Below are 26,962 nucleotides of genomic sequence, written 5' to 3' on the forward strand. Positions count from 1 at the left end.
GCCCGCCGCGACGATGTCGCGACGGGCCTCGTCGTCTTCACGCCTGGATCAGGCGGCGTCGTCGAGCGCCGCCTCGCCTTCAGCGGTGACCTCGAAGGCGCCGACGCCGTCGTCAGCATCGCCTTCGCTCTCTTCCGCCGTATCGCTCTCCGGACCGTCAGCGTCCGACGCCGCGACCTCGTCGACGTCGGGCGGTGTGGTCCAGGACAGGCTGGCCGGCGCCCATCCCTTCTCGGCCGCATTCTCCTCGACCCAGGGGATCAGATCGGCCTTCTTCAGCAGGGCCGCTCTCACATCGGCCCGGTCCATCTCTTCCAGCATCTTCAGCAGCAGGGTTTTGGAATGCGGCTTCAGGAACTCGGCGTCCGGGGTCCAGTGCAGACTGATGTCCGCGCCGCAAAGCTCGGCGAGTTCAGCGGCTTCGGCCCGGGCCGACTTGCGGATCAGTGTGGTCCGCTCCTCCCGAACATCCAGGGAGAGGGCGGTGAGCTCGGCCAGCAAACCCATCTTGTCGCCATGGGCGAGACCATGCACCCAGGCGATCACCGTCTGGCCCGACGCCTCCCACGCGGCGCGTCGATCGTCGAGCCTCTGGCGGACCTCGCCGTCCAACGCCTCGATGACGCGACCGCCGGTCGGCTTGAAGGCGGACGCGGTCAGGGCGAGGGCGGACTCGGACCTCTGGCCGGAGGTCCTGACGGCCAGCTGATTGAACAGGCGGGCGATCAGCGCCGTGAAGGCGACGCCGGGATCGTCGGCGAGGGCGCGGATCAGACCGCGGGTGGCCACGTCGGTGCGCACGGCGTGAAGGGCGTGGTTGACGCCCTCGGTCTCGGGTTCCGGCGTATCGACCTCGGGCGGCCGGTAGACGGGAGCGGCAGCGATGCCCCCCGCGGAGGCGGGCGCCTCATCGTCGGTCTCGTCCTCGACTTCCGGTTCCACGGGCGTGAAGCACCGGACTTCGATCCCGGTGCGTAGTGCAGGACGCAGGACCAGGGTCGTGGCTGCCCGGCCGCTCCATCCCGCCTGATCCATGGCCAGGCGGTCGCGGATCATGACGTCGAGCGCGGCGTCCACCGCCTCGGCGTCGGTCGTCTCCGTCAGGACCGCCTCGACCCCTTCGACGGCGGCGTTGAAGGCGTCTCGCTTGTCGCGGTAGGCCGCCATCTCCGTGGCCGGAAGCATGCCGCCGTAGACGTAACCGGCGGCTTCCAGATCGTCCGGCAGGTCCGGTTCGGGGCCCGCCGTGACGTGGACCGCCAGGCCCTCGGCCTCGTAGATCAGGGCGATCTCCCGTGCACGTCGGGTCCAGGCCTCCGTGAGAATGGCCGGGTCCAGCAGCACCGGCGGCAGCTCGCCGAACAGATCGGTCTCGGAGCGGCCGCCGGCCTCGGCGTATCGCTCCGGGCCGATGAGGGCGCAGCGAGGGTCGCGCGCGGTGACGCGAGCCTCGTCGAGCTTTTCGGTCACGCGCCAATCCTGGAAACCGTGACCGTCGAGGGTCATCCGGGCCAGCTCCGCCTGCTCGTCGGGGTCGGAGAGCCTGGCGAGCAGGCGCGCCTGGCGCAGGTTCAGCCGGCCGAGCCGCAGCGCCTGCAGCGCGACATCCGGCAGGGCGGCAAGGGCCGCGAGACGTTTGATGTCGATTTCCGCGTATCCCAGCGCCTTGGCGATCGTGGGCACGCCGAGCTTGCGTTTCAGCATCCGGCCGATCGCCGCGATGATGTCGGCGACATGGACCGGCACGGCCGTGTTGGTGAGCAGGACGGCCGCGGCCTGGCGGGCGGGATCCGTCTCGACGAAGACATCGACGAGGAAGCTGTCGTCGATACGTCCCTGTTCGACCAGAAGACGAAGCGCCAGCAAGCGCCGCCTGCCGTCGAGCGCCATGTTGGCGGCTTCCTTCTTTCGACCGGGCCGGACGGTCAGGGGCTGCAGCTGACCGGCGGCGAACAGAGTCTCGGCAAGCAGCGGAATGTCATCGTCGGAGGGCTCGCCGAAGCGAAGGTTCTCCGGGGCGATGTCGAGATCACGGAGATGGACCAGCGGGCGGTTACGGGTCGACGCGACCTGGAAGGGGGTGGCGACGACGGCGACGGCGGTGGAACGGGACATGAGGGCTCTCCTGCCGTAGGCGAGGTCCATCCCCGCCTTTACGGCGCCCGTCCGCGCCCTTCCTTTCCCGCTTTCTGATGGTCTCGAGCGGCCTCGTTCCAGTCGCCGAACGGGGCTGGGGGAAAGGCGACGATCGCTTCCACGCCATCGCGCTCGAGCCGCCTGGCCAGCCGCATCGCGGCGATCTCCCCGGCTTCGCCCCGGTCTCCGGCGATTAGAACCGTCGAAACATGGTGGGGTGCATGCCACCGCGAGAGGTTTCCGGCTGACATGAGCGCCCAGCCCGGCAGGTCGAAGCGGACCATGGCGGACAGGGTGGTGACGACGCCTTCGGCCACCAGCATCCGCGCCGCCGCGGGACGCAGCCGTACGGCCGATCCCGGCGGGACTTGGCCCACGGTCTTGCGGGGAACGCTCAGACCCGATGCGACCTGCCCGTTGGTCGCGAGATAGGTGAGCTCGACGGCCGTGAGATCCCCCGAGGGCGACCGGATCCCGGTCATCATCGCGCGTCCGACGCGCCGCCCCGGCCGGTAGACCGAGAGGGGCGCGCGGGGATGTTCGAGCAGGTCGTCGAGGTCTTCCCGCCAAGCGACGCCGCGCACGGCGAGGTGACGTGCGACCACGCCGGTCCGGGCGGGCCTTACCCCATCCTGCCAGAGCGCACCCGCGACCGCCCGCCGTCGGGGGTGGTCGATCACGGGCCTGTCCGGCGTGTCCGCGACACCCATGAGCCGACCGCCGTGATCGACCAGTCCGCGACGCCGCAGGTCGTCGCGCACCTCCCGCCAATCGGCCGCGCCGAAGGTGTGGATGACGACACGGCCGCCATCGAGCAGGAGCGAGACGGAACGGTCCGCCTTCCCATGGCCGGGCGCCGGCACATTGGCGCGCAAGCCGTTCTGGTAGAGGTCTCCGCCGAGGATCGCCACGATCTGGCGCAGGCTCACCGGAAGTGCCCGAGGGTGCGCAGGCTGGCCGTACCGTCCCTCCCGACGACCAGATGATCGTGAACCTGGATGTCGAAGACCTTGGCGGCGTCGACGATCTTCCGCGTCATCTCGATGTCGGCGCGGGACGGCTCGGGATCGCCCGAAGGGTGATTGTGCACGAGGATGATGGACGCGGCCGACCCCTCCAGCGCCCGCCGCACGACCTCGCGCGGATAGACGGGGGCATGGTCGATCGTGCCCTGGGCGACCAGTTCGTCGCTCAGGAGCCGGTTGCGCTTGTCGAGGAACAGGGCCCGGAACTGCTCGCGGGGTTCCTCGGCCAATGCGACCCGAACATAGGCGAGCAAGGCCGTCCAGCTGGTGATGACGGGCCGTCTCGAAGCCTCGGCGCGGACCAGCCGTTCGCTGAGCACACGAAGCAGTTTCAGGTCGGTGAGAGCCGCTGGTCCCAGTCCGCTGGCGCGCGCCAGTTCCGGCACATCGGCGGAAGCAATGGCGGCGATGTCGCCGAACCGGTCGAACAGGGCGTCCACGGCGGGCATTGATGTCTGTCGCATGCTGCGGCCCAGCAGAAGCGCGAGGAGGGCGCGGTCGTCGAGGTTGGCGAGGGAACTCGTGTCGGGCGAACGCCCAGCCGCGGCGATCGCGGGTTCGAGGTCAGGAAGCGGGCGCATGGCGGTCTCCAGCAAGGCTCCCAAGCGGAGCATTCCCGGCCGCCCTTCCTTTCTTCCCGATCGCGCTTTTCGATCCGACCGGATCGGCCCAGGTTGATCCGATGAAATGGTGGCTCATCCTCCCGCTCCTCGCCGCGCCCGCGATCGCCCATGCCGATCCGTGCGAGGGGCGACTGCCAGATCGCGCCGGACAGGTTTTCTCGGGGCAAACCCGCTATGTCGGCGATGGCGACGGGCTCTGCGTCGGCGACAGCACGAACCCCTCCACCTGGATCGAGGTGAGGCTCGCGGACTTCAATGCCCCGGAGCTCAACGCACCGGGCGGACGCGCCGCCCGGGACCAGTTGCGCCGTCTGGTGATGGGCCGACGCCTCGAATGCGTGGCGACGCGAGGACGTAGCGGCCGGGTGATCGTCTATGATCGGGTGATCGCGACCTGCCGGCTCGACGGTCGTCGTGTCGGCGACCTCCTGAGGGCCGCCGGGGTGCGCGAAGGCGGCAACTGACCCGTCACGGCTCGGAGACGAGCCGACAGCGAGAATATATTGCGGTCCGGCCGGATCGGGCAAAACGGCTCACCCGCGTGACACGCCTCTATATCGGCGTCGACGGCGCCCGAGGACCGGATTTGCGGCCAGAAAGTCGCCTCAAACGGCCCTCTCCCTCGAAGTCTCGATGGTCTTCGAACGGATGGTCGTCATGCCGCCAGCACGCCTCGCCGGTCTTGTCGCCGCACTACTAGTCGCGCTTCAGGCGTCCACCCAGACCTTCGCCTGGCTTTATCGCTATCATGTGACGCTGGGGCCGGCGCTCCGGCTGGACGAGACAGGCGTCTACTGGCCCTGGATGATCCTCGTCTGGCGCCAGAGGTTCGGGGCGGCGGAGGGGGACGCCTTCGCCCTGCCGCTCTCGGTCTTCATGCTCGTGATGGCCGCGGGCGCCGGGGGCCTGCTTCTGTTCGACGGCGGCGCCGTGAAGCGAACGCGCGGGTGGGGCGGCCTGGCGGAGGCTCGCCGTGCGGGCCTGAGGCACGACGCGGGGTGCGTCCTCGGGCGGTTGCAGGGCCGTCTTCTGGCGACGACCGACCTGCGCCCGACGCTCGTGACGGGCGGGACCCGCGCGGGGAAGGGACGGGGCCATGTCGTCCCCACCCTGTTGAGCTGGACCGACAGCGTCCTGGTCCATGATCCCAAGGGGGAGCTGTGGCGGGTGACCGCCGGTTGGCGCGCCCAGCACAGTCATGCGCTCTACTTCAACCCGCGAGACCCGGCGTCCGCGCGCTTCAATCCTCTGGCGGAGATCAGACCGGGGCCCCAGGAACTGGCGCAGGTCCAGCGGCTGGTCGCCATCCTCAGCGATCCGGGAGGCGCACGGGACGACGAGGCCATCTGGGACAAGGCGGCGTCCGAGATTCTCGAAGCCGTGATCCTGCACGTCCTCTACACGGCGCCGGACGCGGACAAGACGTTGTTGACGGTGAGAACGATCCTCGCCGATCTGGACGCCGCCGCCGACGTCATGGTCCGGACCCTTCATCGTCTGGGTCCCGAGGGCGTCCCCGAGGTCCATCCGTTCATCTCCACGGCGGTGAAGGGCTACGCGGCGATGCACGACCGCTTTCGCACCTCGGTGCAGGGCACGGCGCGCAGCTATCTCAAATGGCTGGCCGGCGACGATCTGGTTCGGGCGATGTCGGCATCGGATTTCGCGCTCGGCGATCTGATGTGCGCCGAGGCGCCGGTCTCCCTCTATGTGCAGGTCGCTCCGGCCGACGCCGTCGCCTTGCGACCGGTGATCCGGCTTCTCTTCTACGCGGCGGCCCAGGCCCTGACCGCCGCAGAGCACGCCGACGACGCGGGCCGCGAGAAGCGCCGGCGCCTTTTGATGCTCATGGACGAGTTCCCGCTGCTGGGCCGACTGGCCTTCTTCGAGAAGTCCCTGCGCCTGATGAGCGGCTACGGCATCAAGACAATGTTCGTCGCCCAGTCCCTGAACGACATCGTCGAGACCTATGGGGCCAACAACACCATCCTCGACAACTGCCATGTCTACACCGCCTTCAGCGCTCTCGATCCGCTAACACAGGACAAGGTGTCCAAGCTCACCGGCACCGTGCTGGAGCGGAAGACCAGCCGCAGCGGTCCGGCGGGGCTGGGCGCCGGCCGGAGCTCGGTGTCCCGCTCCGAGATCGAACGGCCCCTGCTGGAGCCGGGCGAAGTCCGGGCGCTGCCGGACGAGGTGCAGCTGACCTTTGCGGCAGGGCACAGACCGCTGCGGACACGCAAGGTCCTCTACGACAGGGAGCGGCCCTTCCGGACGCGCGCGGACCTGCCGCCGCCGGATCAGGCGGCTGGCGTCGACACGCCTGGCGCACCGGTTCACCCATGGGCGGGACGACGGGGGCTGGGCGAGGATCCGGAGGCGGCCCTGCCGCTGTTCAAAGAGGTGGAGGCGGCGATCCATGACCGACGCGTCGCCGCCAGGGCGGCCGAGACCTACGAGCGGATTTCGACCGCCTTCGCGGCGGAACAGGCGGTGCTTGACGGGTTGCAGGGAGGCGGGGATGGGCGGGCGTGAGACCGGGGCGACGCGGGTTCAGGTCTATCTCACCGACCCCCGCGTGGTCGCCGCCCTGCAGCGGGAAGCGCGCTCGGCCAATATTCCGATCAGCCAGGCCGCCGGACGCTCGCTTGCGAAGGGCCTGGCCAGAAGCCTCCCCGCCGATCCGGACGACCGTCTGCTTCAGCTCGACCGCGCGCTAAGAGACCACATGCGGTCGACGGCGCGAGACGTGCAAATCATCCAGGAGCTGGTCATCGAGGTCGCCCGCGCCTTCTTCATGCGTTTGCCGGACGCCGTCACGGATCAGGATCCTGTCGCCCGCGCCGCAGTGGACCGCCGGATCGAACAGCTTCTCGATGACACGGCCGCCCGGTTGATCTCGGGCGGCAGGCCGCAGCGCGGGACGGCCGAATGAGCGTCCATCCTATCGTCGGCGAACGGAAGCTGGAGGCGCTTCGCCACGCGCTGGGGCCCGACATCCTGGAGGCGCTCACCGATCCGCTTGTGGTCGAAGTCCTCGTCAACCCGGATGGGCGCCTGGTCCTGGATCGCGTCGGGACCGGGCGCGCCGATACCGGCCACGAGTTGGAGTCAGAAGCCCGGGAACGGGTCATCCGGTTGATCGCGGACTATGTCGGGGATCCGGTCACCCGGGAGAATCCACGTCTGGCAGGGGTACTTCCGGTCACCGGGGAGCGGTTCCAGGGGTTTCTCCCGCCGGTAACCGCCGCGCCTGCCTTTTCGATCCGGAAACGACCCGCCGTGATCTGGACCCTGGATGACTATGTCCGTGACGGCGTGGTGACGGAGGGGCAGGCCGAGGTCCTGCGCGCCGCGGTGCGGGATCGCCGGAATCTGCTGATCTCGGGCGGTACGGGTTCGGGGAAGACGACGCTGGCCAATGCGCTGCTCGCAGAGCCGGCGTTTGCGAACGACCGTGTCTTCCTGATTGAAGATACGCCCGAACTTCAATGTTCCGCGTGGGATCTCGTCGCCACCCTCACACGCCGCCACCCTGTGCCGATCGGGGTCGTCGACCTGGTCCGTGACGCTTTGCGCATGCGACCTGATCGGATCGTCGTTGGAGAAATGCGCGAAGGGTCGGCGGCGCTCGAAACCCTCAAGGCCTGGAACACCGGGCATCCGGGCGGCCTTTCGACGATCCACGCGAATTCCGCCCGCGAGGCTGTGTCCCGGATCGAGGATCTGATCGCCGAGGTCGGGCCAGCGATCCCGCACCGTATGATCACCCAGTCCATCGACATCATCGTCCACATCCGCCGGACCCGGACGGGCCGGGTCGTCGATGACCTGCTGCCCCTTGAAAGCTGACGAGGGTACCGCGCGCTGGAGCTGAGAGGCAGCTCCCCCATAGGCCTGAAATATCCGCGTGATTGCAAATCGTGCGGATGTGTGGTTCGTATTCGACGAAAATATCGACGAATACGATCACAAGGATGCTCATTCGTGACTCAGAAACGCGAAAAATTCCGTGAACTGGCGGAAGGTCGCACCACCAAGGCGCTCGATGCGATCGCCCGGATCGGCAACCTGTCGAACCGGCAGGTCTATGAGTACGAGGACGTGGAGGTGAAGAAGATCATGCGGGCGCTGCGTGACGCCGTCGCGGAGGTCGAGGCCCGCTTCGAGGCTCCCCGGACCCGCAAGTCCGGCTTCAAGCTGTAGGCCGCCATGACCCAGTCCAGCATCACCCCGATCCTTATCGACGATGTCGATTTCCTCGTCTCGACCACCATCGAGCGTTGCCCGCGCACCATGATGGTGCGGGAGTTGGCCAAGAACGCAATGGAGGCCGCGTCCCTCGCGCCCGAAGGCAGTCGTCAGGTCATCTTCCGCACTGTGACGTTCAACGACACGCCCAAGCTTGCGATCTGGAACACCGGACCGGGGATGGACGCCGCCGAGCTCTACCGGATGTGCGATCTAGCCTCGTCCATCCGCAAGCAGAAGGGCCTGGACGCGAACTTCGGGATGGGCGCGAAGGTGGCGTCCCTGCCGTCCAACCGACTGGGGATGGTCTATCGCTCCTGCAAATCCGGCGCGGTCAATGAGGTGATCCTCTGCGAGCGCGACGGGCGGTACGGGCGTCTTCGGCGAACGCTGGAGAACGGCGACCTCGTCGAGGTCATCGATGTGACCGAGCTGGCCGCCGAGGAAGGATACGACCTGACGGAGGACTGGACGGAAGTTCGCCTGCTGGGGAACGAGGCGGATCAGGAGACCGCCCGTGCGCCTTACAACGGCGATCCGGTGGTCGATGCGCAGTGGCTGGCCACCTACTTGTATCACCGGTTCTACCGCCTGCCTGAAGGCGTGCGCGTGACCCTGCTGGCTGGAACGCACAAGCTCGGAGACGGGACCCGGGCTTTCGAGCCCCTGCCGCGACGCGCCGCCGCCGGAGCCTTTGAGCGGACCGAGACGGTCGAGGCGCCGGGCGGCGTGAAGATTCACTATTTCTACGACCCGCCCTATGAGAAGTCGCCGAGCCATAACCGCTCGATCAGCGGCGCCATCCAGTCGGCCCTGAGTCTCGCCGGCGTCGTCTATCGCGACGAGCTTTATGATGTGAAAACCGGGCGCGGCTGGTCCATCAACGCCCCCCTGTTCGGCATCCCCTTCGGATCGAAGCACATCTCTGTCCATATCGAACTGCCGGACGACGCAGACGTGCTGCCGGAGGCCTACCGTCAGTTCCTGCGATACCAGGCTGGTGAGCAGGACACCGTTCAAGCCGCCCATTTCGGCGACCTCGTCGCCCAGCATCGCCCCCAGTGGCTCATCGACGTCATTCGGTCGTTCGCGCCGGAGAGCACCTCCAGCGACGACATCCGTGACGAACTTCAGAAGCTGCTCGACGACCTGCGGGTTCGCCGGGTCTCCCCGAGGCCGACGACCACGGGAATCCGTCTGGTCGATACAGCGAGCGGCGTGGGCGCCCAACCCCAGCGTGACGGCGAGGGCGGAGCCGGCGGGGCCTCCAGGCCGAAGACAAAGCATATCGATCTGAACCTTGCCCCGCAGGGGTCGAAGGCGGCCGATCTCTGGAAAGACCGCGAACGCGCGCCCGAGATCGTCCTGCTGAGGACAGCCGAGGAGATCGAGGAGAAGCAGCTGAAGGGGCGGGCCGGTCGGTATTATGAGAACGGCCAGCTGTTTCTCAACATGCTCTATCCGTCGATCGGCGAGATGAAGGATGCGCTCGAGGCCTCCTATGCGACCGTCGCCGACCTCGACACCATGCGTGAAGCCGCCGTTAGACAGGCGGAGAAGAGCATGGTCCTGCGCGTCGGTCGGGCGGTGGTGTTCGCCCTGGCCAAGCAGCTCAACAAGGAATGGGATCCCGACGCCGTGCGTCACGCCCTCGCGCCGGAAAGCCTGAGCCTGGCGGCCGACGATTTCTACGACTCCATCCAGAGCGCCCGTCGAAGCATGGGGCGTCAGTTCCGTCCCAACCGACAGGGGGAGGAGGCGCAGGTCGAGGACGAGGACGACTTCCTGCGCGAGACCGCCTGACTCGGCTCAGAGACTGTCGGCGCGATCGTCGACATCGATGGACGACCGCCTCGACCGCGTGTCCGCCGTCTTCCAGGCGGTCGCGGACGTCTTGGCGGGCCCCTGTTTAAGGGGCCGCCGGCATCCGCCGGTCCCATGCTGATCCGTCGCAGGCCACGCCCGACAATATTCGGCGGTCCGACAAGCTTCTGACGTCATGCGCTTCGCGCTTTCGGGAGGCCTGGCGTCGATCCGATTCTCTCGTCGGCGCCCTGTCGCGCATTCCGGCGAAATCCGGACGCATTGAGGTCTGAAGTCAATGATGACGGGCCCTCCGGGTGAATCGAAGAAAGTCGCGGACGACTTGCGCCGTTGCAAGACTTTGATGGACGGTCGCTGGATTTCGAGGGCGATCTAGAAGCAAGACTCCGCCGTAAAAATATATTCACAGGCCGCGTTGACAGGCTGTGGATGGTTTTGCTTGCTGTGGATCGTCAACGCCGACCTTCCGGCCCGACCACAGGAACTCAAACCATGCGACGTTTACTTCAACGTGGCCTTTCGGCCGCGACGGTGACTTGCGGCCTGTTCTTTGCCGGACAGGCCCTGGCGGGCGGATCCGGGATGCCCTGGGAGGGACCGCTCCAGCAGATCGTGGAATCGATCACCGGGCCGGTCGTCCAGGCCGCCGCCGTCGTGGCGGTGGTGTTGTTCGGCGCCGGGGTCGCCATGAGCGAGAACGGATCGTCCATGCGGCGAGGGCTCGGGATACTCTTCGGCCTCTCGATCGCCTTCGCCGCCTCGACCTTCTTCCTGCAGTTCTTCGGCTTCGCCGGCGGGGCGGAGATCGCCTGATGTCCGAGACGTCGTCCGATCACCGCCCGCCAGGCTGGGATCTTCCGGTCGCGGCAGCCCTGACCGAGCCGGTCACCCTGGCGGGGATGCCTCGCGACTACGCCATCCTGATGGGCACCGTGGCGGTTGTGTTGGGGCTGGCGCTGCGGATCTGGTGGCTGGGCCTCCTGTGGTGGGCGGTCGCCCACGCGATCGGACTCTACGCCGCACGGGCTGACAAGCGGTTCTTCGACGTCCTTCGCCGCCATCTGGCCCTGCCGGGCCATCTCGATGCGTGAGACCTGAGCATGCGCTTTCTGGATGAACATCGCCGCCGGCCCGCGCTTCTGGCCGATCATCTGCCCTGGGCGGCCATGGTCGCTCCCGGGGTGGTGCTGAACAAGGACGGCTCCTTCACCTGCGGCCTGCGGTTCCGGGGGCCGGATCTGGAGTCAGCCTCCGACCTGGAGCTGATGTCGGTTCGAGCGCGGCTCAACAACGCCCTGAAGCGTCTGGGCAGCGGATGGTGCCTCCATGTCGAGGCCCGTCGCCGCCCCGCCCAGCCCTATCCCACGAGTGAGTTCGAGATCGCCGCGGCCTGGCTGGTCGACGCCGAGCGCCGCTCCCTCTTCGAGACCAGCGAGCCGGCCTACGAGACCGACTATCGGGCGGCCCTGACCTGGCTTCCGCCGGCGGACCAGACCCGCCGGGTGGAGCGCGTCCTGTTCGACGGCGCAGATCCGGCGAGCCGGGACTGGCGCACCGCCCTGGACGCCTTCGCCCGCGAGACCGCGCAGATCGTCGACCTTCTGGCCGACGCCCTTCCGGAAGTCGCGATGCTCGACGACGTGGAGATCCTGACCTGGCTGCACGACTGCGTGTCTCCGAGGTCGGTCCGGCTCGCGCTGCCCGCGACGCCGATGTTCCTCGACGCCTGGCTGGCGGACGCGCCCCTGCTCGGCGGCGTGTCTCCGACACTGGACGGCCAGACGCTCAAGGTGGTCTCGGTGCGGGGGCTTCCGGCGAGCACGCGGCCGGGACTGCTCGACGCCCTCGGGGCCTTGCCCTTCCCCTATCGCTGGAGCGCGCGCTGGATCGGTCTGGACAAGGCGGACGCCGAGGTGGAGCTCGTCAAGTTGCGCAAGCGCTGGTTCGCCAAGCGCAAGGGGGTCGGGGTTCTCCTGCGCGAGGCCATCACCAAGGAGGAGGTCCCGCTCCTCGATACGGATGCGGCGGCCAAGACCGACGAGTGCGACGGCGCGCTCGAAGCCCTCGGCTCGGACGCCTGCGCCTACGGCTATCTGACCACGACGATCACGGTGATGGCGCGCGATCCCGAACGGGCGGCGGAACAGGCCCGGGCGATCGAGGCGACGCTCAACGCCCAGGGTTTCGTCGCCCGCACCGAGGACCTGAACGCCGTGGAGGCCTGGCTGGGCTCCCTGCCGGGCGAGCCCTATGCGGATGTGCGTCGGCCTCTGGTCTCCACCCTGAACCTCGCCGACCTCCTGCCGGTCTCGGCGGTCTGGGCCGGACCGACATCGGACCCGCGCCTGCAGGGGCCGCCGCTCGCGGTCGCGAGGACCAGTGGATCGACGCCGTTCCGGCTGGCCCTGCATGTGGGCGACGTCGGCCATGCGATGGTCGTTGGGCCGACCGGCTCGGGCAAGAGCGCGCTGCTCGCCTTCCTCGCCCTTCAATGGTTCCGCTATCCCGAGGGGCGGGTCGTGGTTTTCGACAAGGGCCGCAGCGCGCGGGCCGCGGCCCTGGCGGTCGGCGGGCGCTGGCATCCGCTCCAGCCCGGCGGCGCGTTCACCCTCCAGCCCCTGGCGCGCATCGAGGATGACGGCGAACGGGCCTGGGCCTCGGAGTGGCTGGCGGATGCCGTCCGGCTCGCGGGCCTCGAGCCGACGCCGCGCATTCGCGAGGAGATCTGGGCCGCGCTCGGCGCCCTGGCCCAGGCCCCCGTGGCGCAGCGGACGCTGACCGTCTTCACGGCCCTGGTCCAGGACAAGGCCGTGGCCGCGGCTCTCGAGCCCCTGACGCTCAAGGGGCCTCATGGCGCCCTGATCGACGGCGTCGCTCCGGAAGACGAGACGCTCGCCGCCTTCGAATGCTTCGAGCTCGAGAGCCTGATGGCGACCCCGTCGGCGGTCGCGCCTGTACTCGCGGCGCTGTTCCACGAGATCGAGCGCGGCTTCGACGGCCGGCCGACCCTGTTGATCCTCGACGAGGCCTGGCTGTTCCTCGGCGAGACGGCGTTCGCCGCCCGTATCCGCGAGTGGCTGAAGACGCTCCGCAAGAAGGGCGTGGCGGTGGTCTTCGCCACCCAGTCGCTCGACGACGTCGTGCGCTCGTCGATCGCCTCGGCCCTGATCGAAAGCTGCCCGACCCAGATCTTCCTGCCCAACCCCCGCGCGCTCGAGCCGGCCTCGGCGGACCTCTACCGGATGTTCGGTCTCAACCGCCGCCAGCTGGAGCTGATCGCCTGGGCCACCCCCAAGCGCACCTACTACCTGCGTCAGCCCGAAGGGCGGCGGCTTTTCGACCTCAAGCTCAGCGGAGCCGGGCTCGCCCTCTGCGGCGCCTCGTCTCCCGAGGACCAGACTCTCATCGAGAGCGTGCTGGCGGCTCTCGATCCGGCCGATCCGCGGCCTGACCGCTTCGCCCGCGAATTCCTCAAAGCCAAGGGAGTCCATCATGTCGACAACGTCTTCGACAGCTTCGATCCGGCCGTCGCCCATCGTCTCGCGGCCGAATAGCCGACGCTGGCTCTGCGGGCTTGCAGCGCTTTCGCTGACCCTTGCGGCGGCGCCCCAGCCGGCGAGCGCGCAATGGGCGGTGTATGACGCCAAGGCCGATGTCGAGGCGATGCTCTCGGCCGCCAGGCAGATCGAGAGCCTCGCCAATGAGGCTCGCACTCTGGCCAATCAGGCCCGCAGCCTCGCCGCTTCGCCCTACAGCCATCTCGCGGGATCGTCTGAGACCCTGCGCGACATCGGCGAGCTGGCGCGCACGGTCCGGGGGACGGCCTCGACCCTCGATGGCGTTCAGCGGCAGTTCGCGGATCTGTATCCGGACGATCTCTCCCTCTCGGACCTCACGGCCCTCGGCGCCGATCGGTCCACGACCGCGCGCCGGACCGCCGAGGACCTGGCGCGCACGGCGGCCGAGCTGGAGCGACTGGCCCAGAGCCGCGACGGCCGCCTGCGCGGGGCCATGGCCGCGAGCGAGGCGGCGGAGGGCGAGACGGCCGCGATCCAGTCCTCGACCCAGATGCTGTCCGTTCTGGCCGAGGATCTGGCCAGCATGCGGACCGTGCTTCTGGCCCAGTCCCGGCTGATGGCCGAGGGCGCGGCGCGTCAGGCCGCCGACCGCGAAGCCGCGATCGAGGCGCGCCGCCGCTTCTGGGAACGGGGGACCGCCACGCCGGCCGCTCCGTCCTTCAACCCCTTGCCCCACGCCCGGGACTGAGGAGCGCTGTCATGGCCGGCCCCGGAATGGAGACCCCGAACGAGCTGATGGTGGTGTTTTCCAACACCGTCACCGCCGGCTTCGACGCCCTGTCCGGGTCGGTCAACGGTGTCTTCGGTCTGCTGATCGCGCTCGTCGTGGCCCTGACAGGGATCCAGTGGGCGCTCTCGCCCAACAGGGAGGTCCTGGCGTCCGGCTTCGGAAAGGTCCTGCTGATCGGCGCCTTCGCCTGGATCATCAACGACTGGCAGGCCCTGTCCGAGACCCTCTACGCCGGGTTTCTGGAGCTGGGTCTGACGGCCGGGGGAGGCTCGCTGTCGCGCGAGGAGTTCCTCAACCCTGGAGCCATCCTTCAGCAGGGCTGGGAGATCGTGAAGGCCCTGGGAGAGACGCCGGCCCCGGTCGAGAACCCGCTCGACGTCATGGGCAATATGGCCGACGCCCTGATTCTCGGTCTGGCGATGATCGGCATCATGCTGGCCTTCGCCATCCTGGCCCTGCAGATCATCGTCTCCCTGCTCGAGTTCAAGATCGTCACCCTGGGCGGCTTCGTCCTCCTGCCGTTCGGCATCTGGAACAAGACCGCCTTCCTGGCCGAACGACCGCTCGGCTATGTCGTCTCCTCGGGGCTCAAGGTGCTGGCCCTGGCCATCGTCGTCTCCGGCGCGCGGACGATCTTCGACCAGCTTCAGCCCTCCGCCAATCCCGACATCTATGAAGCCCTCACGATCCTGGTCGCTGCCCTGCTGCTGGCGATGTTGGCGATCTTCATCCCCAACCTGGCCTCGGCCCTGGTGACCGGCGGCCCCGCCCTCGGGGCGGGCGCGGCCCTGACCAGCGGGCTCGCCGTCGCCGGGGCGGGAGCCCTCGTCGCCGGCGGGGTCGCGGGCGTCGGCGCCATGGCCGGACGGGCCGCGGCGATCGGCGGGTCGTCGCGATCCGCCGCCGGGGCCGCGTCCGCGGCGCGACCATCGGGACCCGGCCCTTCCTCGGGAGGCGCGCCCTCGGGCGGCGGACCGCGGCCATCACCGGGCCCTGGACCCGGATTGGGGCCCGCCGGGCGCACGCGAGATCCGGCGCCCTCCACCGGCGGCGCCGCGCCGACCTCGGGCGCTGCGGCGGCCCCGAGTTCTCCCACCCCGGCGCCGTCGGAGGCGCCGCCCCCTCAGCCGGATTCGTCCGGGCCGCCTCCGGGCCAGGCCGGGCCCCAGGCTGAGACCCGTTCCCGGCCGTCCCTGTCCGAGGACCGGTCGTTGGGCGGGGGCGCGAAGGGGGGACGCGCCGCCGGCCGATCCGCCGCCCTCCAGGCCTTCTTTATCGCCAACTCCGGTCGCGCCCTGATGCCGGCCGGCGAGAACAGCGGCGCCCTCAAGCCCACCGTCAGATCCGAGGATTGAGCATGCATCCCTTCTTCAAGCCCAAGCGCGCCCTGACTGCGTCGCCCGAGGCCACTCCCTACCAGAGGGCAGGCCAGGTCTGGGACGACCGGATGGGGCTCTCCATCGCCCATGCCCGCAACTGGCGCCGTATCGCCCTGGCCAACCTCGCGCTGGCGGCCTTTCTCGGCGCCGGCTGGTGGGTCCAGGCCGATCGGGCGGTGGTGCGGCCCTTCGTCGTGGAGGTGTCCGACTGGGGGCAGACCCAGAGGATCACGGCCCTGGACGGCCGGTACGAACCGACCGAGGCCCAGACCGGTTATGCCCTCGCGCAATGGATCCGGGACGTTCGGTCGAAATCGATCGATCCGATCGTGATCCGGCAGAACTGGCTGCGCGCCTACGACCTCCTCACGCCGAAGGCCTCGGCCTTTCTGAACGACTGGGCCCAGGCCAATGATCCGTTCGCGGAGGCCGGCCGCGAGGCGGTCAATGTCGAGGTGCTGAACGTGGTCCGCCGCAGCGACCGCACCTTCGACCTGCAATGGCGTGAGACCCGGTTCGTGAACGGCCAGCAGGCCGGGGCCGAGCGTTGGCGCGCCCTGATCACCGTCGCCCATCAGCCGCCGCGCAACGAGGCCGAGCTGATGCGCAATCCCCTTGGCCTCAAGATCGAGGATGTCTCATGGACCCCCGACGCTTCCTGAGCGTGACCGCCCTTTCGGCGTTCGCCGCTATCGCGCTCTCCGGCTGCGCCCTGCTGCGAGGGCCGGACGCCGACCCCGTCATTTTGGCCGAGGCGATCACGCCCGAGGTCCCGACCCCCGAAGTCGCGCCCGAGCCCGTCCTTTCGTCTGAGGCGGACCCGGCTCCGCCTCCCGTAGAGCCGGACTCCACCGCACGACCCTACCTCGAGGCGGTCGCCCAGGCGGAGCCGCCGCGTCGACGTCGTGCCGAGACGCCGCCGCCGGAGACGCCGTCCGGACGCGCCGCGATCGCACAAGCCAATCGATCCGCTCGCGCCGCCTCCAGCGCCGACGGCTTCGTGGGCGGAGTCCAGGTGTTCGGCTGGTCCGACGGTCGGGTCTACGAGGTCTGGACCGCCCCCCTGCGGGTCACGACCCTCACCCTGGCGCCGGGCGAGACGGTCACGGCCAAGGCGGCCGGGGATACGGTGCGCTGGCAGATCGGCGAGAGCCAGTCGGGCGCCGGCGCCTCCGCCCGGACCCATGTCCTGATCAAACCCCTGCAGGCGGGTCTGGAGACCAACCTCGTCCTGACCACCAGCCAGCGGGTCTATCTCCTGACCTTGCGCAGCGGCGCCGCCGACGCCTTCAACGCCGCCATCGCCTGGGATTATGGCTTCGCCGCCTCGAGCCGCCCGGTCGCCGACCCGCTGTCGGGCCTGCCGCCGGTCGATGTGCAGGCGGCGACGCCTCAGGGGCCCCTCGACGCCCGCTACAGGATCGAGGCGCGAGGCCGCTCCCCGCGCTGGGCTCCGACCGCCGTCTTCAATGACGGCGCACGGACCTTCATCACCCTGTCGCCGGGAGCCTCGATCGATGAGGCGCCGGCCCTCTTCGTCCGGGCCGGCGAGGAACTCCAGCTGGTCAACTACCGGCAGGCAGACGGCGTCCTGATCGTCGACAGGCTGTTCGACGAAGCCGAGCTCCGGCTCGGAGACCGTCGTCCGCAAATCGTCCGCATCCGTCGCATTCCGGGAGCCGCCCGATGACCGATCCCAATCTCTCTCCAGACACCCCTCGCGACGACGTCGCCCCGCCTCCGTCCACCCCGACAGCGACGCCCAAGGCGCCTCCGCCGCCCCTGATGGGCCGGGCGCCGCGGCCGGGCGCCGTCCGCATCCGCAAGCTCGTCGTCCAGGGCGCGGTGATGGTCGCCGCCCTGCTTGTGTCCGGCTCGCTCGCCTGGGCCTTCGTCGTCCAGCCGCAGATGACGCGTCAGGCCCGGGACGCCGCCGAGGCCGGTGGCGCGGGCGAGGCCCGGGGCAGCGTTCGACCCTCGGAGCGGGTGACCGACCAGCCCGCGAGCTATGACCGGCTCGCCCGGGCGGACGCCTTGCCGGAGCGCCGGGGCGCCACGCCGGAAGATGAACCTCCCGTCGCCTCGCCGCCGCCCGCTCGCGTGCCGGCGCCCTCATACGCCGCGACGCCCAGAGGGCCGCGACCGGTGGAGCAGGCGGCGGCGTCCGGGCTGTTCTTCGGAGGCCCGTCGAGCGGGGCCGCCGCTCCGGCCGGAGGCGGGCGATCGGATGCGCCGCCGTCCCCGGCGATGCGGGACTATGGCGCGATCTACAGTCCCCACGGCCTCCTGGCGCCGGTTTCCCCCTATGAGCTGAAGGCCGGCGCCATCATCCCGGGCGTGCTGCTGACGGCCGTGGACACCTCGCGTCCCGGCCCGGTCGTGGCCACGGTCAGCCAGAATGTGTTCGACTCCATCACCGGTCGCCATCTCGTCGTCCCGCAGGGGACGCGCCTGATCGGACGCCACGAAGGCGAGAGCGCCCACGGCGACCGTCGGGCCTTCCTGGTCTGGGATCGGCTGATCCTTCCCAACGGCAAGAGCCTGATCCTGTCCGAAGAACCGGGCGTGGACGCGCAGGGCGCGGTCGGCGTGCGGGGAGAGGTGGATCGAAGGCTTCTGCCGCTCGGCGTGGCGACCCTGTTCGCGGGCGCCATCACGACCCTGGGCGAACTGGCGCGCGGCGGATCCGAGGACCGCTCGTTCGCCGCCAGTGCGGGGAGCGCAGCCTCGATCGAGGCCTCCCAGGTCGGCGGACGGCTCGTCGATCGCGAGCTCGGCGTCCAGCCGTCCATAAGGGTCCGGGCGGGGGCTCCGGTTCGGGTGATGATCACCCGCGACCTCATTCTGGAGCCGTACCGCCGATGACCCGTCTTCGTTGTCTTCTCGTGGCGGCCGTCGCGCCCGCCGTCGGCCTCTTCGCCGTCGGCGGGGTCGCGGCGCAGCGGCCCGCCGTCGCCCTGATCAATGAGAGCCCGAGCCTGCCTCGGGGCGTCTATGTCCGCGCCGACGCCCGGGACATCGAGCGCGGCGCGGTGGTCGCCATTCGTCAGCCCGAGATCGTGCGGCCCTATCTCTCGCGCCAGGGGATGCCCGGCGAGGTGCGGCTGATCAAACGGGTGGCGGCGACGGGCGGCGAGATGGTGTGTTCGGACGGCCGGTGGCTGATCGCGCCGATGCGCACCGTCCGCATCCACGCCCGGGATAGCGCGGGCGTCGCGCTTCCGGCCTGGCGAGGCTGTCGCAGGCTCGCCGCCGACGAACGACTTCTGCTCGGCGATACGCCGTCCAGCCTGGACAGCCGGTACTTCGGGCCGGTGAGGACCGCCCAGATCGAGGGCGTCTATCGGGAGACCCTGACATGGTGAGCCACCTTCTTCCTCTTGCCGCCGTCATCGCCATGGCGGCGACGCCGGTCGCGGCCCAGACCCGCGTCGACTGGCGTCCGGCCGGCGGCGACCTGTTCGTGGGCGTCGTTCCGGAAGCACCCGCACCGGAGGCCGCTGGCCTCGAGGCCGTTCGTCTGGCGGACCTTGACCAGCCCTTCGCCGACGCCATCGCCGAAGCGGCCGACCGGCATGGTCTGGATCGCAAGCTGCTCCATGCCCTGGTCGTGGTGGAAAGCGCCTATCGCGCCCAGGCCTGCTCTCACGCCGGCGCCTGCGGCCTGACCCAGCTGATGCCGGGCACCGCCGCGGATCTCGACGTGCGCGACCGTTTCGATCCCTATGAGAATCTGCGGGGAGGGGCCGACTATCTGGCCCGGCAGATCCTCCGCTTCGGCGACCTCCGCCTTGCCCTCGCGGCCTATAATTCGGGACCGGATCGGGTCGCCCGGCTGGGCCGGATCCCGAACATCACCGAGACCCAGAATTACGTCGTCTCGGTGATCAACTGCTACCTGGCGCTCACGGCGGGGCGCGGGGTGCGATCGTCGCGGGAATGCGTCCCGGCGGAGGCCGGGCTGTGACCTTCGCGACGGCCCCTCATGACGGCGCGGAGGCGGCCGCGTCGTCGCCCCGGGAGACGCTCCTGACCCGCGCGGAGGCGTCCGTATTCCTGGAGGGCAAAGGCATCCGGATGAAGCCGACGACCCTGGCGCGCGCCTATTCGACCGGGTCGGGCGGCCCGCCGTGCCGGCACATCCGAAACAAGCCCTACTACCCGCTGGACTTGCTGGAGACCTGGGCCGAGGCCCAGATCACGGCGCCCGCCGCCTCATCCAGCGAGCGCCAGCGGCTGCGGCGGGAGGCCCGGCGTCGGGAGGCGACCCCATGACGACCACCCGCCCCAGTCTCGAGACCCTGATGAACGATCCGACGGTCAGCTATCCGCTCAAGGCCGTGCTGCTGGTCTGGTGGAGCCGGGATCCCCTGGACGCGGCCAACGATGCGGCGGCGCTCGCCTCGGTCATGGGGGATCGCGCGACGGCGCTTCTGGAGCAGCGTCATGGCCCATGACGACGGGCTCGAGCGGTTCCTGGGCTGGCGGCAGGTCCGGGACCTGACGGGCCTCGGCCGCACGACCGCCTGGCGCATGCGTCAGGCCGGAGACTTTCCGGAGCCGGTGTCGATCTCGCCCGGACGGGTGGCCTGGCGCGAGCGCGATATCGCCCGCTGGAACGAGAGCCGCGGTTCCACGGCACCGGAACCCCAGCCGGCGACACGACCGATCAGGCCGACGCCGCCCCGTCCTCGCGAAGACCGCGTCATCGCGACGCCGACGGCAAAGCCGAACCCGTCGCCGTCACCGCGAGGAAGCAAGCCGAAGTCGCGCCCCCGGCGTCGGAGCGGCCCTGTCATTGCAGAGGGTCAGCTTGGCTTCGACTTCTAGCGCCTTGGGTCTAGTGCGGGGTTCAGCTTGCCCCGAGCGCCCTGATCCTGGCTTCGGATCGGGAGTGCCGCCGCACGCCGAGCACGTCGCCGATGCGCCAGGCCGTCGCGCCGAAAACCTCGTCGCCGGCCTGCGTGAGGATGCGGACATCGCCCGAGAGCGAGGCGCCCCGTTGGAGCAATCTGACGCGAGCGCCGTGCAGATCGAGCTGGCGCAGCACCCCGGGCGCTGTCTCTCCCTGGCCGTACTCGATGACGCACTGTTCGGCGCACCGGCGGCGCGCGAGAATGCGGCGATCGGGTCTGGCGACGGGGAAGCTCATTCCCGACACCTAGTGCGAGGCGCTGAAGGCTCGTTTAAGCGTCGCCGTTAACGGCCCCATTCACCCTGTTTCTTATCGCCAGCGGGACGTAGCGGGGCGGGACCCCGTGCCCGCCGACCGTATTCCCGCTATGGCGATCCGAATGGCCCAATACAAACTCGTCCTGTTCGACTTCGACGGCGTGCTCGCCGACAGCGCGGCATGGTTCATCGCCCAGCTGCCGAGCCTCGCCGAGGCTCATCGTTTCCGGTCTCCCGATGTGGCGGAGATCGAACGTCTTCGGGGCCTGCCGACCCGAGACGTCGTCAAGGCGTTGGGCGTGTCGCCGCTCCGCCTGCCGGGGATCGCCGCCGATTTGCGCAAGCGAATGGCCGATGAGGCGCACCAGATCGCGCTGTTCGAAGGCGTCCCCGATCTTCTGCGGCGGCTGCATGACGGCGGCGTCCGGTCTGCCGTGGTCAGCTCCAACAGCGAAGAGAACGTCCGCGCGGTGCTCGGGCCATCGGCGGCGTTGATCTCCGCCTTTAGCTGCGGCGCGTCGCTGTTCGGCAAGGGGGCGCGCTTCTCTTCCCTGATCCGTAAACTGGATGTCGAACCGGCCCGCGTCTGCGCCGTCGGCGACGAGGTGCGGGACATCGAAGCGGCGCACCACGTTCATGTGGCCGCCATGGCCGTGTCCTGGGGATACGGAGCGGCCTCGGCTCTCAGCGCCGCCGTGCCGGACTACATGGTCCATACGCCGGCCGAGGCTGCCGCTGTGCTCTTGGCCTGACGACGGTTCACGATCGCCGCGACCTACCTGTCGGCCTGTCTCTACGTTAGAATGGCGCCGCCCGGTGCGGCTCACGCGTATGTACAGGCTTCGGCTAAAGGCGTGAGCGCGTGCGAATCTCACATGTTCTCAACGCCCGGCGCACCTCCACAGCGCGCTTTAAAGCGTGCGGCTTGTCGTGAAGGCGGTTTGCGCCTAAATAGTACGCAGGTTTTTGCGTTATCCTAATTCGCACCTGAGCCATTTTTGGTGGAAGTGCACGGGACTGACGAGGGGATAACACCTCTCTCGCCGTCGCCGAGGATCTTGGATCCGTTGAAACCGGGCACTGGGGACATAGGGCCTTGGAGCTTTGGGGCCGACGCAGTTGAGACCTCAACTGAATCGGCGGTAAACGAAGATAACGCGACTATGTATCGGGCGGGTGCACCAGCACCCGCCCTTTACTCATTCTGGGCGTCTTCGATCCGGTGTGCGGTGATCATGTCGCTGCCGAAGACGTTGGCGTGATCCCCAAACACATGCACCGGGCCGCGATCGATGCAGAACATGCGCTCCCGGACCAGAGGGGTGCCGAACTCCCTCTGAACATCGTGCTGAAAGCCGGGGGGCTGAAGCGGGGTCCCGAACCGGAAGCGGCTTTCAAGTTCCCGACGCAGCCTGGCCGCGGTCAGGTCCTCTTCGGCGTCCGCAGGGATATCGTGGACCCCTCCGTCCTGGCCCACATGAGCCTTCGCAAAGACGAGGTCGCGTCGGTCGATTGCGAAGCTCTTATTCTGCCCGCCTGTCTTGGCGTAGAATTTCGGCAGATGCTTGAACGGGAACTTGCGGCGCTCGACGTCCTCGTCGATCGCGGCGATGTCCGCAGGTGCGATCCCGCTCTCCAGCAGGGCGAGGAAGCGGTCATGAAACACCGCATTTCGGGCCAGCTCGAAGTTTCGGGCCGGCAGAAGCAACGGATCGTCGCGACGATGGGCTTCGAGCCTTCGCCGGGTGCCGTTCACCTCCTCACTTTCGGCGGTGACGCGTGCGCGGTTCACGGCTGCATGCACGGCATCAGCGTCAAAACGCCATGGGCGACCGTCCGGCCACTCCCAGCCAGGGTCCGCCATGCGTATCGGGAAGACGGCGCTGCCGAAGACCTCCCATAACGGTTGGGTCCACTCATCGTCGACATAGGCGAGAACGATGCGGGTCGGGTTCACCGGGTTCTCTTCGCCCTGATAGTTCTCCCTGGCATAGGCGAGAACCTGAGCAGCGAGCTCCTCGACGGCTGCGACGTCGTAAACGGGGTCGCGATCCGGGAAGGCGACCGTAGTCGCCCGCCACGGCGTCCTTCCGTCGTTGTTGATCGTGTTCGCGGCGGCGGCGGCGCTGGCTTGCGGCAAGCCCGCGAGCACAAGCAGCGGCGCTCGGCCGGCGACGCCGCGTGTCTTCGCTCGCGAAACAGGCTTCGCCTTGGTCTTGACCTTCCCCGCCACGCCTAGCTCCGCCGAAGAAGCATCTCTGCGATATCGGCCGGAATGACGATGCGGCCGATAATGTCCGAAGGCTGGGCGGCGAGGAACCGGGCCAGGGCGTTGCTGTCTTTCTTGGCGGCCTGGAAGGTCGCAGGGTCGAGCTGCTCCTGCTGGGCCCAGGCGAGGAACTGTCGCCACAAAGCCTGCTTGTCCTGGACGGTGGCTGAAGCGAGGGCGAGACCGGGCTTGCGATATTCTTCCGCGATGATGCGGAAGCCGGGCCGAACCATTTCACCGGCCTTGATGCGTTTGTAGTCGTAGGGCGAGGTCACACGAAGGGTGACGACTTCCCCGGCCTCGGTCCGAACACAGAAGGCGATCTGAACGGACTTCGGAAGACTGTCGAAACTGGAGCCGGCCGCCCGCGCCGTCGCAGACAGTTGCTGCACCTCATTGCCGATATCGGCGGCCCGGTCCGCCGGCGCGATGACCTCCCGCCCGGGGCGGGTGTCGGCGATCCTGAGGCGGTCCTCGCCGGCGGCCCGGACGGCAGCCAGCAGTCCGCCATAGGCGCCCTTCAGGTCGTTCAGGAGGGCCTTGTTGCTATGCCCAAAGCGCGATGCGAGCAGCGGCGGCGCCTCGGGGGCGGCGTAGTGCGCCTCTACCGTTTCGACCAGTTGATTGAGGAGCGCCTCTGTCACTGCGTGACCTTCCGAACATTCAGGTGGGGCAACTGTAGGAACACGGCCGAGCGCCGTCCATGGCGGGAACGCGATCGCCGGGCTGTCACGACGATGGCTTGGGGTGCGAGATGCGGAACGCCGGGCCGTCGGACAGGCGGACCCTGCGTGCCCACTCAAGACGCAGGGAGGCCGACCACGGATTCGCCGCATCCGGCTCCAGCGTCAGTTTCGTCAGACCCTCTTCGCCGAAGGATTGGAACGTCAGCCGATCCAGCCGCTCCACGCCGAACACCCATGTGGCTCCGTTCGCGGCTCTCGACGAGTAGACGGGCGTACCGTTGAGATGGAAGTCGTAGCTGTCGTCTTCATTCGGCTGGCGCACGAAGGCGAAGTCCGATGGGCGATCGCCGCTGCCGTGGGTCCAGTCCCAGAGACATTTAGGGTCCTGCCGATGAGGCCGGATCACCACGGGTGATTGCCCGGTCGCGCGCACGGCCTCGAGCGCTTCGGACAGAGCCTTCCAATAGGTCGCTGCGCTGCGCGGGGATCGTCGCGACGGGGTGGAGGCCTCGAGCACATCGAGAAGCACGATCTCGCCCACGCGACCCACGAGTTCGTGCGCCCACCACTCTCCCTCGCTGCCCATCCGGTCGTCCATCGGGGGCAAGACGTAGCTTCCTCGGCGGACGTGCGTCTGGCGATAGACCCTAGGCTTCAGAGCGTCGGAGGATTGATCGATCACGGCGAAGGCCGATACCGGGAAGGCCCCTTCTGCCTTGGAGAAGCCCTTGGTTTGGGCGGCGTCGGAAATCGCCCTCAGCGCGGCGGTGTCGACTGGAGCGGACAACAGGACCTGCTCACGCGCGACGTGGATGAGCGAAAGGCATTCCTCCAACCACTCCCGCACCCGGTCCAGACGTGTCTCGAGCTCGGGCACATCGATCACGGATGCGGTCAGTGCGGACGCTATCCCCGCTCCGTGGACACGATCGATCCCGGGCAATGCATCGCGGATTCCCTCCAGATGCCGGATGATCGCTCGTCGCGCTTCATCGGAGGCTGGCAGAAGAAGGGTTCTGATCGTGCCCGACACGCCGATCTTGCCCGTTCTTCCGGCGGGCAGTGTATTCAGGCTGGCGGCGATCAGCAGGCCATGGGTCGTGTTCTGACCCCAGAGAGACGCCTCTCCCGACCACCCATAGACCCGACCGGAGATGTAGTTCGGCCCCTCCAGGCGGCTGATTTGCTCGGCGAGCTCCTCGATGGACCGCCCGTAGGCTGCGTCGTCACGACCGGACTCGCCGACGAGGCGGAGGATCGAGCGCAGGATTTCCTCCGTGACCAGCGGGGCGGAACGCGGGTGATAGGAGGCGCCGGCGTCGAACTCCCGATTCTGGAACAGGGCGCAGGCGGCCATGGCCGCGCCGTCATTCACCACGCCGGGAGCGGGAGAAACGGAGCGTCCGATCAGGCTGCAGACGAGCACCAGAAGGGTGTCTCGCCAGGCGTTCTCGATCGCCGCGTCGAAGACATCGATCGGTTCTGCGGGGCGATCGTCGTGACGGTAGAGAGAGGCGGGCACGGCCTCCCATTCCCGGGACGTCAGCTCCAGAGTAGGCAGTGCGCGCCCGACGGCCCAACCCTGGCTTGACGTCGGCCAGATCCGCCGATTGCGCTCGTCCCATTTGAGCATGAGATCGATGGTCCAGCGGATGGCGATGGTCTCGCCGGATTGAGCCGCCACGGCGACCATCATCGCCGTGTCGCGCAGATGTCGCGCCAAACCCGGCGCCAGGGCCCGGATCTGGGGCCATCCTGGCGCCGGCTTGCTGGTCCCGAGCGGAGCGAGAGCTTCGGCGAAGGTCTCCCAGCCCCCGACAACATCTTGCCAGGCGCGGGTATAGGCGTCCGCCTTCGGACCCGAGAACGCGAAGGTCGGCTCGGGCGTCGTCCCTGGCGACAGGGTTCGACTGCGCGTCGCGGTGAGGAGCAGGCCGCGCACCAGATACATGGTCGGGAAGAACAATGCGCGGGTCGCTTCGTGCGGAGCGCTCCCAACACGGTGCTGAAGCCGGGCGGCAAGCGAGGCCGCGCTCTCCAGAAACTTGGGGTCGCTGCTCAGCCGTTCCGCAAGACGGTCCAGCAAGGGGATGTAGGCGCGCACCCATTCCATCGCGAGCGATTGGAAACCGGCGTCCATGGCGCCGTAGTTGAAGGGTGGGTCGCCGGGGTTCTGGGGCGTTTGCGCCAGCTGATAGTAGAGCGCGTGCTGTTCGAGCAGTTCCCTCAGGCGCGCCTTGAAATCATCGAGCCGACCAGCATCGAACAGCGAGACGAGATCGGCGGCGCCCTCCGCCAGAAGGCCCTCGGTCGTCGGGATTGGGTCCGCGTGTGAGACGGGACCGAACCGGAAGGCGGCGAGGAATAGCCGGCGTTCGGACCAGCTCGCTTCACCCACGCCTCGAACCAGGACCGCGCGGCTGGCGTAGTCCTGACCGGGCCATCCCGCTAACGTCGTGCGGATTTCCTTGTCCTCGGCCGAAGCGCGCTTCGTTCTGGCTTTGAGGGCCACGGACAGTACGCCGAAGCGGATGTCACGCAGCCGGCGTGGGCTGGAGAATTCGCGGGCGACGAGGTCGGCGTCGCTGATGAAAGGCGTGATGGTGAACTCGGACTCGGCCGCGTCCTCGGGCAGATATTTGTACCTCGCGGCGTTCACCCAGCGGTTCGCGAGCATCAGGCCGCGCAACTGATCGCGCCAGGCGATGTTGGCGATGTAGCTCCGCGTCAGTCGAACGCGGCGGGTCGGCTGGATGAAATCCAGGCTTCTCAGAACAAAGAAGGCCAGGCCCAGGAGATTGATGGCGAACCAGATCACGTTGAGCACGGTGATCGCGCCGACGACCTTGAGCTCGAGCTGGGCGTAGAGGAGCGACTGCAGGGCCACGAAGGCGATGTAGGTCAGCGCCAGGCCGCCTACGGAAGCCGCCTCGGTCTCGGAGAAATAGATCTGAAGCCGGTGGCCGGTCGAGGACCGCGTCTCAAACAGCATTCCGACCAAGGCGATCACCAGGGGATAGACCAGGCCCAGCAAGGTCGCCTGCGCGCCCAGCAGGGCCAGGTTGATGGTCTGGAGATCGCGGAAATAGTCGGCCAGATCGCCCGGTATTTGCGGTCCGTAATCGGTGGGCGGCACAAGGGCGGTGATCGTGCCGACAACGCCGTAGAGGGCGATCGCCACAAGGAGCGACACCCGCCAGTGTCGACGGACGAACGCGAGCATGCGACGGCCCGATCCATGCCGCAGCCCGGCGGACGCGACGTTCCGCCGGAGATGCTCGCGGTGGAG

Annotated in this window: 27 protein-coding genes; 20 read left to right on the forward strand and 7 right to left on the reverse strand. The window is 68.7% G+C overall.

Features of this window, described 5'->3' with window-relative positions; all coding sequences use genetic code 11:
• Positions 1 to 48 precede the first annotated feature (48 nt).
• From ACW172_RS11160 to radC, 3 genes are read right to left on the reverse strand one after another with little or no spacing between them, the layout of a single operon-like run.
• Entirely contained in the window at positions 49 to 2,115 is a 2,067-nt protein-coding gene (locus tag ACW172_RS11160; protein ID WP_052004749.1) for a ParB/RepB/Spo0J family partition protein, read from the reverse strand.
• Between the two features lie 38 nt (positions 2,116 to 2,153).
• Positions 2,154 to 3,065, reverse strand: a complete 912-nt coding sequence (locus ACW172_RS11165) for a toprim domain-containing protein (RefSeq protein WP_035306060.1) — start codon at positions 3,063 to 3,065, stop codon at positions 2,154 to 2,156.
• The gene (radC, locus tag ACW172_RS11170; protein ID WP_081836096.1) at positions 3,062 to 3,742 is read right to left on the reverse strand and encodes a RadC family protein; all 681 of its coding nucleotides are present in this window, start codon (positions 3,740 to 3,742) and stop codon (positions 3,062 to 3,064) included. Before radC ends, ACW172_RS11165 begins: the two co-directional genes overlap by 4 nt.
• Positions 3,743 to 3,843: 101 nt before the next feature.
• Between radC and ACW172_RS11175 the strand changes: the two genes are divergently transcribed.
• The 19 genes from ACW172_RS11175 (at position 3,844) to ACW172_RS11265 (ending at position 20,376) form a co-directional block, all read left to right on the forward strand.
• Positions 3,844 to 4,248 carry a thermonuclease family protein gene (locus ACW172_RS11175; RefSeq protein ID WP_035306061.1) on the forward strand — a complete coding sequence of 135 codons (405 nt, stop codon included), beginning with the start codon at positions 3,844 to 3,846 and terminating at the stop codon, positions 4,246 to 4,248.
• Positions 4,249 to 4,441: 193 nt separating this feature from the next.
• Positions 4,442 to 6,319 carry a type IV secretory system conjugative DNA transfer family protein gene (locus ACW172_RS11180; RefSeq protein WP_082382754.1) on the forward strand — a complete coding sequence of 626 codons (1,878 nt, stop codon included), beginning with the start codon at positions 4,442 to 4,444 and terminating at the stop codon, positions 6,317 to 6,319.
• Positions 6,306 to 6,719 carry a hypothetical protein gene (locus ACW172_RS11185; RefSeq protein WP_054764207.1) on the forward strand — a complete coding sequence of 138 codons (414 nt, stop codon included), beginning with the start codon at positions 6,306 to 6,308 and terminating at the stop codon, positions 6,717 to 6,719. Before ACW172_RS11180 ends, ACW172_RS11185 begins: the two co-directional genes overlap by 14 nt.
• On the forward strand, positions 6,716 to 7,636 hold the full coding sequence (trbB, locus tag ACW172_RS11190) for a P-type conjugative transfer ATPase TrbB (RefSeq protein WP_054764206.1): 921 nt from the start codon (positions 6,716 to 6,718) through the stop codon (positions 7,634 to 7,636). The genes ACW172_RS11185 and trbB overlap by 4 nt, the downstream gene beginning before the upstream one ends.
• 135 nt (positions 7,637 to 7,771) lie before the next feature.
• On the forward strand, positions 7,772 to 7,990 hold the full coding sequence (locus tag ACW172_RS11195; RefSeq protein ID WP_054764205.1) for a hypothetical protein: 219 nt from the start codon (positions 7,772 to 7,774) through the stop codon (positions 7,988 to 7,990).
• Positions 7,991 to 7,996: 6 nt separating this feature from the next.
• Positions 7,997 to 9,838 (forward strand): ATP-binding protein, encoded by a 1,842-nt coding sequence (locus ACW172_RS11200; RefSeq protein ID WP_119412792.1) that lies wholly within the window; start codon positions 7,997 to 7,999, stop codon positions 9,836 to 9,838.
• A 513-nt stretch (positions 9,839 to 10,351) separates the two neighbouring features.
• Complete coding sequence (locus ACW172_RS11205) at positions 10,352 to 10,672, forward strand: TrbC/VirB2 family type IV secretion system protein (RefSeq protein WP_054764203.1); 321 nt, start codon at positions 10,352 to 10,354, stop codon at positions 10,670 to 10,672.
• Complete coding sequence (locus ACW172_RS11210; protein WP_054764202.1) at positions 10,672 to 10,950, forward strand: VirB3 family type IV secretion system protein; 279 nt, start codon at positions 10,672 to 10,674, stop codon at positions 10,948 to 10,950. The genes ACW172_RS11205 and ACW172_RS11210 overlap by 1 nt, the downstream gene beginning before the upstream one ends.
• Positions 10,951 to 10,959: 9 nt before the next feature.
• Positions 10,960 to 13,413, forward strand: a complete 2,454-nt coding sequence (gene trbE, locus ACW172_RS11215; RefSeq protein ID WP_119412793.1) for a conjugal transfer protein TrbE — start codon at positions 10,960 to 10,962, stop codon at positions 13,411 to 13,413.
• A complete protein-coding gene (locus ACW172_RS11220; protein ID WP_156314136.1) occupies positions 13,352 to 14,125 on the forward strand; it encodes a TrbJ/VirB5 family protein in 774 nt (257 codons plus the stop codon). Before trbE ends, ACW172_RS11220 begins: the two co-directional genes overlap by 62 nt.
• Before the next feature lie 11 nt (positions 14,126 to 14,136).
• Positions 14,137 to 15,522: a P-type conjugative transfer protein TrbL gene (gene trbL / locus ACW172_RS11225; protein ID WP_261339035.1), complete on the forward strand. Its 1,386-nt coding sequence runs from the start codon at positions 14,137 to 14,139 to the stop codon at positions 15,520 to 15,522.
• A 2-nt stretch (positions 15,523 to 15,524) separates the two neighbouring features.
• Complete coding sequence (gene trbF, locus ACW172_RS11230) at positions 15,525 to 16,208, forward strand: conjugal transfer protein TrbF (protein WP_054764199.1); 684 nt, start codon at positions 15,525 to 15,527, stop codon at positions 16,206 to 16,208.
• A complete protein-coding gene (locus tag ACW172_RS11235; protein WP_054764198.1) occupies positions 16,187 to 17,236 on the forward strand; it encodes a TrbG/VirB9 family P-type conjugative transfer protein in 1,050 nt (349 codons plus the stop codon). The genes trbF and ACW172_RS11235 overlap by 22 nt, the downstream gene beginning before the upstream one ends.
• Positions 17,233 to 18,411: a TraB/TrbI/VirB10 family type IV secretion system protein gene (locus ACW172_RS11240; protein ID WP_082382561.1), complete on the forward strand. Its 1,179-nt coding sequence runs from the start codon at positions 17,233 to 17,235 to the stop codon at positions 18,409 to 18,411. The genes ACW172_RS11235 and ACW172_RS11240 overlap by 4 nt, the downstream gene beginning before the upstream one ends.
• Positions 18,408 to 18,911: a S26 family signal peptidase gene (locus ACW172_RS11245; protein ID WP_082382560.1), complete on the forward strand. Its 504-nt coding sequence runs from the start codon at positions 18,408 to 18,410 to the stop codon at positions 18,909 to 18,911. Before ACW172_RS11240 ends, ACW172_RS11245 begins: the two co-directional genes overlap by 4 nt.
• Entirely contained in the window at positions 18,908 to 19,513 is a 606-nt protein-coding gene (locus ACW172_RS11250) for a lytic transglycosylase domain-containing protein (protein ID WP_492031581.1), read from the forward strand. Before ACW172_RS11245 ends, ACW172_RS11250 begins: the two co-directional genes overlap by 4 nt.
• Positions 19,514 to 19,623: 110 nt before the next feature.
• Positions 19,624 to 19,821 carry a hypothetical protein gene (locus tag ACW172_RS11255; RefSeq protein ID WP_231681368.1) on the forward strand — a complete coding sequence of 66 codons (198 nt, stop codon included), beginning with the start codon at positions 19,624 to 19,626 and terminating at the stop codon, positions 19,819 to 19,821.
• On the forward strand, positions 19,818 to 20,003 hold the full coding sequence (locus ACW172_RS11260) for a hypothetical protein (RefSeq protein ID WP_054764195.1): 186 nt from the start codon (positions 19,818 to 19,820) through the stop codon (positions 20,001 to 20,003). Before ACW172_RS11255 ends, ACW172_RS11260 begins: the two co-directional genes overlap by 4 nt.
• Positions 19,993 to 20,376: a helix-turn-helix transcriptional regulator gene (locus ACW172_RS11265; protein ID WP_082382559.1), complete on the forward strand. Its 384-nt coding sequence runs from the start codon at positions 19,993 to 19,995 to the stop codon at positions 20,374 to 20,376. Before ACW172_RS11260 ends, ACW172_RS11265 begins: the two co-directional genes overlap by 11 nt.
• 22 nt (positions 20,377 to 20,398) lie before the next feature.
• On the opposite strand, the gene ACW172_RS11270 is transcribed toward ACW172_RS11265, so the two are convergent.
• A complete protein-coding gene (locus tag ACW172_RS11270; RefSeq protein WP_054764194.1) occupies positions 20,399 to 20,698 on the reverse strand; it encodes a hypothetical protein in 300 nt (99 codons plus the stop codon).
• A gap of 106 nt (positions 20,699 to 20,804) precedes the next feature.
• Between ACW172_RS11270 and ACW172_RS11275 the strand changes: the two genes are divergently transcribed.
• Positions 20,805 to 21,470 carry an HAD hydrolase-like protein gene (locus ACW172_RS11275; protein ID WP_199683725.1) on the forward strand — a complete coding sequence of 222 codons (666 nt, stop codon included), beginning with the start codon at positions 20,805 to 20,807 and terminating at the stop codon, positions 21,468 to 21,470.
• Positions 21,471 to 21,913: 443 nt separating this feature from the next.
• Here the strand turns inward: ACW172_RS11275 and ACW172_RS11280 are convergent, their stop codons facing one another.
• From ACW172_RS11280 to ACW172_RS11290, 3 genes are all read right to left on the reverse strand, one after another.
• Complete coding sequence (locus tag ACW172_RS11280) at positions 21,914 to 22,951, reverse strand: hypothetical protein (RefSeq protein ID WP_054764192.1); 1,038 nt, start codon at positions 22,949 to 22,951, stop codon at positions 21,914 to 21,916.
• A 2-nt stretch (positions 22,952 to 22,953) separates the two neighbouring features.
• The gene (locus tag ACW172_RS11285; protein WP_054764191.1) at positions 22,954 to 23,631 is read right to left on the reverse strand and encodes a hypothetical protein; all 678 of its coding nucleotides are present in this window, start codon (positions 23,629 to 23,631) and stop codon (positions 22,954 to 22,956) included.
• Positions 23,632 to 23,716: 85 nt separating this feature from the next.
• Positions 23,717 to 26,896 (reverse strand): hypothetical protein, encoded by a 3,180-nt coding sequence (locus tag ACW172_RS11290; RefSeq protein ID WP_054764190.1) that lies wholly within the window; start codon positions 26,894 to 26,896, stop codon positions 23,717 to 23,719.
• Between the last annotated feature and the right edge of the window lie 66 nt (positions 26,897 to 26,962).

The organism is Brevundimonas sp. ALps5, from assembly GCF_058681645.1.